The sequence below is a fragment of the Nitrososphaera sp. genome, from assembly GCF_050748925.1.
Taxonomy (GTDB): Archaea; Thermoproteota; Nitrososphaeria; order Nitrososphaerales; family Nitrososphaeraceae; genus Nitrososphaera.
In genome coordinates, this window is record NZ_JBOGQF010000080.1 from 1 (window position 1) to 8,189 (window position 8,189).

Genomic DNA, 8,189 nt, shown 5'->3' on the forward strand with positions numbered 1-8,189 from the left:
GTCTCCGGGAAGCAAGAAAGAGAAGGTCGATTACCGCGCCCTCTTGAAACAGATCCTTGGCGTCTGAGCAATAGTGGAAATTTTCTTGCAATAAATGCGTAAACCGTGAGGTTAATGCATAATAACTCAACTGCCGAAATTCGCCCAGCTTGGAGATTTGGTTCATCGCGGTCATTGCAGGTGCCGCCGCAGTAGGGATAGTTGCCGTCATAATTGCAGCCAGCGCAACCCAGCCTCCTGCAACCACCGTGCCAGACGGCCCCGAACCGGAAAATAATACCAATATTCCAAACAATTCATCAGGGTCGCCGGACCCCGCTCCCGCGCCCATAATCGACGGTGGCGGCCAGGGACCGCTTCCGGTGGATGACGGCGTCTTTAACGCCATCCCAGACTCGAACCCGCCGCAGATACGCGACCAGTCGCTCCGGCTTGAAAAGGTGGTGGAAGGTCTGTCTGCTCCCACAAGCATGGCCTTTGTTGACGAGCGCAACCTGATAGTGCTGCAAAAGGACGACGGCAGGGTGATGCTTGTAGCAGACGGCACCCTGCGGGAAGAGCCGCTGGCGACGTTTGACGTAGAGAACGCAAGCGAGCGAGGGCTTCTCGGCGTAGCGGTCAACGACAGGGACGTGTTCATCTATGCGACGGTAAACGAAGGCGAGGTCAGGCACCGGGTCTACAGGTTTGCGTGGCAGGACGGCAGCCTGGAAGGCAAGACCCTGATACTGGACCTGCCCGGCACGCCGGGGCCCAACCACGACGGCGGCAAGATGGCAGTCGGCAGCGACGGGATGCTGTACGTGGTCATCGGGGACCTCAACAGGGACGGGGCGCTCCAGAATTACAGGGACGGCCCGGCACCTGACGACACGTCTGTCATTTTAAAGATGGACCGCGACGGGAGGCCTGCGGCCAACATCTATGCAACTGAAGGCAAGGCGGCCGCCTACTATGCATACGGCGTGCGCAACAGTTTCGGCCTTGCGTTTGACCCGGTAACGGGCACCCTCTGGGACACGGAAAACGGCCCTGACGGCTATGACGAGATGAACGTGGTGCTCCCCGGCTTTAACAGCGGGTGGGAGCGAGTAATGGGGCCGATGTCAAGGGGCTCTGCCACTGAAGAAGTTCTGGTCAAGTTTGAAGGCTCGCACTATGCCGACCCGGCGTTCAGCTGGCAGTCGTCTATTGGCGTCACGGACATGGCGTTTGCAGGCCTGCCGGGAGATTATGAAAACAACATATTTGCCGGCGACATCAACAACGGCCGGCTCTACTACCTTGCAGTCAACGGCGACAGAAACGGAGTGGTCCTTGAAGGCGACCTTGCGGACAAAGTCGCAGACGGCGGAGAGGCCGACGCAGTCACGTTTGGCACCGGCTTTGGCGGCATAACCGACCTTGAAACAGGGCCGGACGGCAGCCTGTTCGTGCTGTCGTACGGGGGCAGCATCTACCGCATTTCGCCGGCTCAATAAACTATTATTCTGGTAAAAGCGTATCAGCACAGTTGCTAAACAGACTGCGGGACTCGCTCCAGCCCACGATGGAGAAGCTGGGAGCAGGATTTGCAGCGACGGGCCTGTCTGCAAACTTTTGGACGGGCCTTGGGCTTGCGGTCGCCTTTGCAGCAGGCGCGGCCTATGCGTCCCCGTCTTTAGGCGTCAATGCATACGCTGCAGCAGTGATTGGCGGCATACTATTGCTCGTTTCAGGCTTTTTTGACGTGATAGACGGCGCCGTCGCCAGGGTGACAAAACAGGCGTCGAAAAAGGGAGCGTTCCTCGACTCGTCGTTTGACAAGATAGCCGAAGTGACCATCTTTGCGGGCATTGCGATAGGGAGCCTCGCGTCGCCGGCGTGGGCCCTGGTCGCGCTCGGCCTGTCGCTCCTTGTCAGCTATACCAGGGCAAGGGCCGAGTCGCTTGGCGTGGAGCTAAAGGGCATCGGGATAGGCGAGCGGGCAGAGCGCCTGCTCATCGTTGCCATAGTGGGCATGCTGCCGTTTGCAGGCTCGGTGAACTGGGCCATGATAATAGTATCTGCAGTGGCAGGCATTACCCTCATACAGAGGATAGTGGCCACTGCGAAAAAGTTGTAGTAAAAAGAAGAGGCTTTTACCAGAGCCTTCCGCCGGTGCGGCGTTCTGCTTCTGATCTTACCTTGACGATTCCGCGGTGCACGGCGCACGACACGCAATAGAACTTTACATCCGTCGACAGTGGTATGTATGCTCCCTGCGCCTTTAGTTCCTTGGCCAGTGCCGGCTCGACGAGCGTAATCCTTCCAGTGACCTTTTTGGCCTTGTCGCGTGGCACCAGCGCGCCGCATTGGCTGCAATGCACTGTGCCTGAGCTGCCCTTGCCACCCTTGGATCGCCCACGGCTTGCTCTTTTCTTCGGCATGAACGTCGATGCCCCCTGCCATACTTTAAATCTTGTGCTTTGTCGAGGCAGAAAATGGTTCACTTGTCAGTAAAAATCATGCGTAAAGCTTATAGCTTGATGCGCCCAATAATTGCCAGAAGGGCTGCGCCGGGACGGCTCGCCATCCCAAAACGGACGCCCCGGCGCGGAAACGCCCTTTTTCCAATTTGCGATGCGGCAGTCTGTAGAATAAAATTCCTTGCTAAAGTCATAGCACCGCGTCTTCCCGCCGCATTTTTGCCGCGCTCTTTTCTTTAATCATAAAAGAATTGTTGTTTTGGGCGTTTTCCACTGGAAACGCACACTACCGGTAGCACGGATTTACGCTTTTATTATGCGCCAGAGACAGGATCGGCTGCTTGAAGATCGGCATCGCCTCCCACGTCGTTCTTGACACCATAAAGAGCGCGGGCGGCAAGGTGGTCGAAAGCTTGGGAGGACCCCCCTGCTACTGCGGCATCACGGCAAGGCGCTTTGGCTTTGACGTGGAACTTGCGACCAAGGTGGGCGGCGACTTTCCTGACGACATGCACAACATTTTGCGCGACAACAACATTACGCTGAGGGAGTGGCATGTCGCCCAGGGGGCAAAGACGACGAGGTTCGGCCTCGAAGCAGACGGCCATTCAAGGCGCCTAGTATTGCAGTCAAGGTGCTCCCCAATAGCAGAGCAAGAAGTGCGCGACATGAAGGTGGACTGCTGGCTCGTCAGCCCCGTCATCGACGAAGTGCCGGCAGGCGTCCTGCAGGCCATAAAGGGCAACAGGGGCAAGAAAAACTTCGTGATGCTGGACCCGCAGGGCTACATGCGCATTGCGGGGCAGGACGGCGCCGTAACATTCAGAGACAGCCTCGACATGGATCTCGCAGGCATCACCGCGGTAAAGGCAGACAGCCAGGAACTGGTGGCGCTGGCAGGGGCGGAGGGCGTCGACGGCATGAAGATGCTGCAGTCAAGGGGCGCCGAGTTTGTGCTTGCGACAGAGCACAGGATAGTTCATCTGCTCCACAGGGACATGCACTACTGGATAAAGCTGCGTGAGGTGGACACCCCTGACTCGACAGGCGCCGGCGATATCCTGTCGGCGGCGTTTGCGTGCGCATGGATAAAGGAAAAGGATCCGCTCTGGGCCATCTGCTTTGCGGCAGGCGCGCTGCGCGCGGCGCTTGAGACAAAGGTGGCGGGCCTGAACAAGATCCCGGCCATGAGCAAGATAGAGGCCAGCGCGTCTTATTTCTACAACACCGTGGGCTTTCAGAACGTCTGACTTAAATCTACCCGCCAAGTTAGTCACTTGTCAATGAAAGTGGCGCTCTGGGGCGTGGACTCTCGGGATGGCGCTCTTTTGTCAAAGATGAAAAAGACGCTCGACTCGCTTGGAATAAAGTCCCAGGTGATGGCCAGCGGCAACTATGTCCTTGCATCAGAGGTCGACATGGTAATCGTCACCGGAGGCGACAGGGGCATCCTCGAATACTTTCACAAGGTGACGGCCGCGTCTGCGCCCGTGCTTGGCATCTATGAAACCGATTCTACAGGATTTCTCGCCCAGCTCGAAGTGCGCGACTTGGAATCAGCGGCGGGCAGGCTGAAAAGAGGCGACTATGACGTCGACGAGGTGTTCCGCCTCGCAGTCAAGGTCGACGGCAGGGACGTCGACCCCGTCCTTAACGACGTGGCAGTGTTCCCGAGCAAGAGCGCGACTCTGATGGAGCACGTTTTAAAGATAGACGGCAAGGGCGTCTGGCGCGACAACAGCGACGGCGTCATCATTTCGACGCCCACCGGCTCTACCGCGTATACAATGTCGGCAGGCGGCCCCATGGTCATCCAAAAGTCGCAGGTCTTTCTCGCAGTCTCTGTAAACTCACTTGACAACACGCGCCGGCCGCTCGTCATGCCAAATGACGTCAGGGTGGAAGTGGCCGACATTACCAGCCGCTACCACTGCGAAGTCGTCCTGGACGGGGGCAGGCGCGTCAGGGTGCGAAACATGCTAGAATGCTCCAAACACGCGTTCCCGGCCCGGCTCGTGCGGATGGCCGGCGACTCGTCAGCGGCGTCGCTGCTGGCAAAGAAGGTCAGGCTGGCAGAGGACATGCTAAAGATGCCGCCTAGCGCAAAACTGATACTGAAAACGCTTGAATACGAAGGGGCGCTCGGTCAGAAGGACCTTTCAGCAAGGACGATGCTCCCCGAGCGCACCATCAGGCTTTCGCTGTCTCACCTGATAAAAGGCGGATATGTCAAGAGAAAGACGTCGCTCAGGGATGCCCGGCAGCGCATCTATGAGCTCAAGATCTAGCGGCCGCCCTTACAAAGCCGTCAAACGCCTGCTCGGGCTTGCCCGGCCTGCTTGAAAACTCTGCGTGGTACTGCACTGCAAAGTAAAACCGGTGGCCCGGTATTTCCAGTATCTCCATGCGCCTGCCGCCGTCCGAGTGCGCGGAAAGTTTCATGCCGCCCTTGGTTATCGCGCCGAGGTAGTTCTGGTTGAATTCGTAGCGGTGCCTGTGCCTCCTCCTTATAAAAGTCGAGCCGTACAATTTGTGCGCGACCGTGCCGGGCTCCACCTTGATGTCGTGGCCGCCAAGGCGCATGGTGCCTCCCATGTCGTGCACGTTTCGCTGCTCGGGCATGAAATCGACTATCGGGTTCTTTGTGTTCTGGTCAAGCTCTGTCGAGTTGGCGCCGGCAAGGCCGCAGGCGTGCCGGGCAAACGCAACTATGGCAAGCTGGAATCCAAAGCAGATGCCAAGGTACGGGATGTTGTTTTCCCTTGCAAAGTTTGCCGCAGAGATGATGCCCTCGCTTCCGCGTTTGCCAAAGCCGCCCGGCGCCAGTATGCCGTCATAGTCTTTGAGCGCCGAAACCTTTGTCCCGTTTTCAAACTTTTCAGAGTCTATCCAGTCCACCTGCACCTTCTTGCCGATGTTGGCGCCTGCATGCGACAGCGCGTGGTAGACGCTGACATAACTATCAGGCAAAGTCACGTACTTGCCGACGACTGCAATCTTGACGTTGCCCTTGTGGCTTGAAAACGAGCTGGCCACTTTTTTCCAGTCGGCCCACCTCGGTCTGCTTCGCTTGAGTGCCAGGCCCTGCGCCACTGTCTTTAGCATGCCCTGGTCCTCCAGCATCTCTGGGACTTTGTAGATTGAGGGGGCGTCGTGGCAAGAGATGACGCCTGACTGCTCGACGCTTGCAAAGAGCGAGATCTTGCGCCGCGTCTCTGGCGTCAGCGGCGTTTTGCACCTTACGGCCAGAATGTCGGGCTGGATGCCGATCCTCCGCAACTCTTGCACGCTGTGCTGCGTCGGCTTTGTCTTTTGCTCGCCCACCACGTCGAGCACCGGTGCCAATGTTACATGGATAAAGAGCGTGTTTGACCTGCCAAGCTCCAGCGCCATCTGGCGGAACGACTCGAGGAACGGGAGGCTCTCGATGTCGCCGACCGTGCCTCCACACTCGACTACCATGATGTCGAGCTTCTCCTTCTCTGCAGTCTTTTTCAGGTTGTCCTTGATGGCGTCGGTGACGTGCGGTATTATCTGGACGCACTGGCCGAGGTACTTGCCTTCTCTCTCTGCCCTGATGACGTCCATGTATATCCTGCCGGTGGTGATGTTGTGGTCCTTGGTCATCGGCGTGTCAATAAAGCGCTCGTAGTTGCCGATGTCCATGTCGCACTCGCCCCCGTCGTCGGTCACAAATACCTCGCCGTGGGCCACAGGATTCATGGTCCCGGCGTCATAGTTGACGTAAGGGTCTATCTTGACGCATGACACCTTGTAGCCAGCAAGCTGCAAAAGGCGGGCAGTTGAGGAAGAAGTGACGCCCTTGCCAAGGCCGGACATTACTCCGCCCGTGACGAAAATGAACTTGGGCTTTGACTGCACGTTAGGGTTTTGAGGCGCGCCTTTTTATTCCTTTTCTAGAATAATTGTACAATTTTTCTGCGCGTTTTATACATATTATTCCCAAAAAAATAGCCAAAAAAAGACGTTAAATTGACCAGAACCGGTCAATTTATGAAAAAGCACGCGCTATGTTAAAATGCTCCTAGTGCAAAGGACATTCGCATTCATACCAATGCACGAGACAAAAGCCGAAAACCCCGGGCAGCGGGGCAAGTCTGCCATTGAAGCAGCACACACCGGTCTTGCAAAGGAAGACGAATCCAGGTTTGACGCCAAGATTTCTGAAATATACGGCGTCGACAGCAAGGAAGCCGAAGAGATACACGCCAATTACCACGAGCACAGGCTGCTCACGTTGCTTGAAAAGAGGGCGCGGGAGTACGGCATGACAAAGGAGGCGCTTTACGAAAAGTCAGAGAAACTCGACTGGGGAAGCATTTCGCTCCAGGTGTCAAAAGGCTGGCTCGCAGAAGCGGCTGCGGTCGACATCATGTTCAAGAGCGTCTATGCCATGGAGAGCAACGGGCGGCGCAACAACGACAGGTACGTCAACTTTTACGGCTGAGCGTAGCCGGTATCTTTGAAGAACTGGACGAGCCTCGACACGTATTCGTTGTCGTTGTTGAGGCCGTACACGACGCTTGCGTACTTGGCATGCCGGATCCACCCTATCCTGAGCAGGTCGTCAAGGTTGTTTTTGATGTCGTCCCTCTTTAGCCCTGTCCTCTTGTGCAGAACGTAGATGGTCGCCATCTTGCCCTCCTCTACAAGGGCCTTGATTATCTTGACCTTGCCGATGCTCCCGATGCCGGTCTCTATCGCATCTTTTGCGTCGCTCACGCCTGCTCTACCCTAGCCAAAAGGGCCGGCTCGAGCTCGGCAAGCGACGCGCCGTGCAATCCTATTTCTTTGAATGAGCGCACCTCTATCAGCCTGCGCGCCTTCAGGTCGTCAAGATAATCCTCCACGTCCAGCTTTTTGATTCCCAGCTGCTCGGCAAGTTCCGCGGCGTAAAGGCGCACGTCCTTTAGCTCCACGTACTGCTTTTTCTTGCCCTTTAGTGCGCGTACTACTGCGACCATGCTTGCAGCGTGGTTCTTTGACAGCTGCTCTATCTCGTCTGTGGTTATCGACGGGTGGGTCTGGCCGTGAACCTTGCGCACGTGGTCCAGCGTGACCCTGCCGGCGCCCTGCGACTCGGCAAGGTTGCCGGCGTACAGCAAGAGGTCGAGGGCATAGCGCACGTCGCCGTTTACCTCTGAAGACGTCGTTATCTTTGATACCTTGTCGATGACGTCAGAGCCTATCGACTTGGGGTTGAACGCCTGCTCGGACCTGCTTGACAGGATGTCGCTCACCTGCTCCAGCGTATAGTGGCCAAACTCCATGGGCACCCTGCCAAGCGTGCTCAGCTCGGCCGCGTCGAGCCGGGTGTAAAAGTCGGTGCCCTTGGCGATAAAGACGACTCCCTTGACGTTGCACGGCTTGTCTGGCTCAAACTCGTTCAGGCGCGTCAGGTCGTAGACGATGCTCGTGTCCTTGCTCGTCTTTATCAGGTAATCGATCTCGTCCATGACAATGAGCGCGTACTGCTTGTTGTCGCGGAGGTAGCGCAAAAGATAGCGCAGCATCTCTTCTGCGCTGAGCCCCTGCGACGGCAGGTCCGGCGCGATGCGCTCGAGCAAAAAGCGATAAATCGCAAACTTGTTGCCTCCCTGCAGTTTCAGGTTGATGTACGCCGTTTTCAAAGAAAGCCGGTTGCGCGAAAATTGCTCTTCCAGCATTTTTGCTGACCGGATGACAGTCGTGGTCTTGCCTATGCCTGCGGTGCCTATCACC

General features: G+C 56.9%; 9 protein-coding genes. 5 read left to right on the forward strand and 4 right to left on the reverse strand.

Features of this window, described 5'->3' with window-relative positions; translation table 11 throughout:
• Positions 1 to 149 precede the first annotated feature (149 nt).
• Together ACREAY_RS07690 and ACREAY_RS07695 are read left to right on the forward strand one after the other, a co-directional pair.
• Positions 150 to 1,481, forward strand: coding sequence for a PQQ-dependent sugar dehydrogenase (locus tag ACREAY_RS07690; RefSeq protein WP_431755186.1), 1,332 nt, complete (start codon positions 150 to 152; stop codon positions 1,479 to 1,481).
• A gap of 32 nt (positions 1,482 to 1,513) precedes the next feature.
• A complete protein-coding gene (locus ACREAY_RS07695) occupies positions 1,514 to 2,104 on the forward strand; it encodes a CDP-alcohol phosphatidyltransferase family protein (protein WP_431755187.1) in 591 nt (196 codons plus the stop codon).
• Between the two features lie 16 nt (positions 2,105 to 2,120).
• Here ACREAY_RS07695 and ACREAY_RS07700 read toward each other — a convergent pair whose 3' ends face one another.
• Entirely contained in the window at positions 2,121 to 2,408 is a 288-nt protein-coding gene (locus tag ACREAY_RS07700; protein ID WP_431755188.1) for a 30S ribosomal protein S26e, read from the reverse strand.
• Positions 2,409 to 2,788: 380 nt separating this feature from the next.
• On the opposite strand from ACREAY_RS07700, the gene ACREAY_RS07705 reads away from it, so the two are divergent.
• Positions 2,789 to 3,697: a PfkB family carbohydrate kinase gene (locus tag ACREAY_RS07705; RefSeq protein ID WP_431755189.1), complete on the forward strand. Its 909-nt coding sequence runs from the start codon at positions 2,789 to 2,791 to the stop codon at positions 3,695 to 3,697.
• A gap of 33 nt (positions 3,698 to 3,730) precedes the next feature.
• Complete coding sequence (locus ACREAY_RS07710; protein ID WP_431755190.1) at positions 3,731 to 4,735, forward strand: NAD(+)/NADH kinase; 1,005 nt, start codon at positions 3,731 to 3,733, stop codon at positions 4,733 to 4,735.
• On the opposite strand, the gene pyrG is transcribed toward ACREAY_RS07710, so the two are convergent.
• Positions 4,725 to 6,287, reverse strand: a complete 1,563-nt coding sequence (gene pyrG / locus ACREAY_RS07715) for a glutamine hydrolyzing CTP synthase (protein WP_431755194.1) — start codon at positions 6,285 to 6,287, stop codon at positions 4,725 to 4,727. The two genes, ACREAY_RS07710 and pyrG, sit on opposite strands and share 11 nt — an antisense overlap.
• Before the next feature lie 235 nt (positions 6,288 to 6,522).
• On the opposite strand from pyrG, the gene ACREAY_RS07720 reads away from it, so the two are divergent.
• Positions 6,523 to 6,915 carry a hypothetical protein gene (locus ACREAY_RS07720; RefSeq protein WP_431755191.1) on the forward strand — a complete coding sequence of 131 codons (393 nt, stop codon included), beginning with the start codon at positions 6,523 to 6,525 and terminating at the stop codon, positions 6,913 to 6,915.
• Here ACREAY_RS07720 and ACREAY_RS07725 read toward each other — a convergent pair.
• Together ACREAY_RS07725 and ACREAY_RS07730 are read right to left on the reverse strand one after the other, a co-directional pair.
• Positions 6,906 to 7,190 carry a hypothetical protein gene (locus tag ACREAY_RS07725; protein WP_431755192.1) on the reverse strand — a complete coding sequence of 95 codons (285 nt, stop codon included), beginning with the start codon at positions 7,188 to 7,190 and terminating at the stop codon, positions 6,906 to 6,908. The genes ACREAY_RS07720 and ACREAY_RS07725 overlap by 10 nt on opposite strands.
• The coding region (locus ACREAY_RS07730) for a Cdc6/Cdc18 family protein (RefSeq protein WP_431755193.1) at positions 7,187 to 8,189 on the reverse strand (1,003 nt) is incomplete at its 5' end. The genes ACREAY_RS07725 and ACREAY_RS07730, both read right to left, overlap by 4 nt.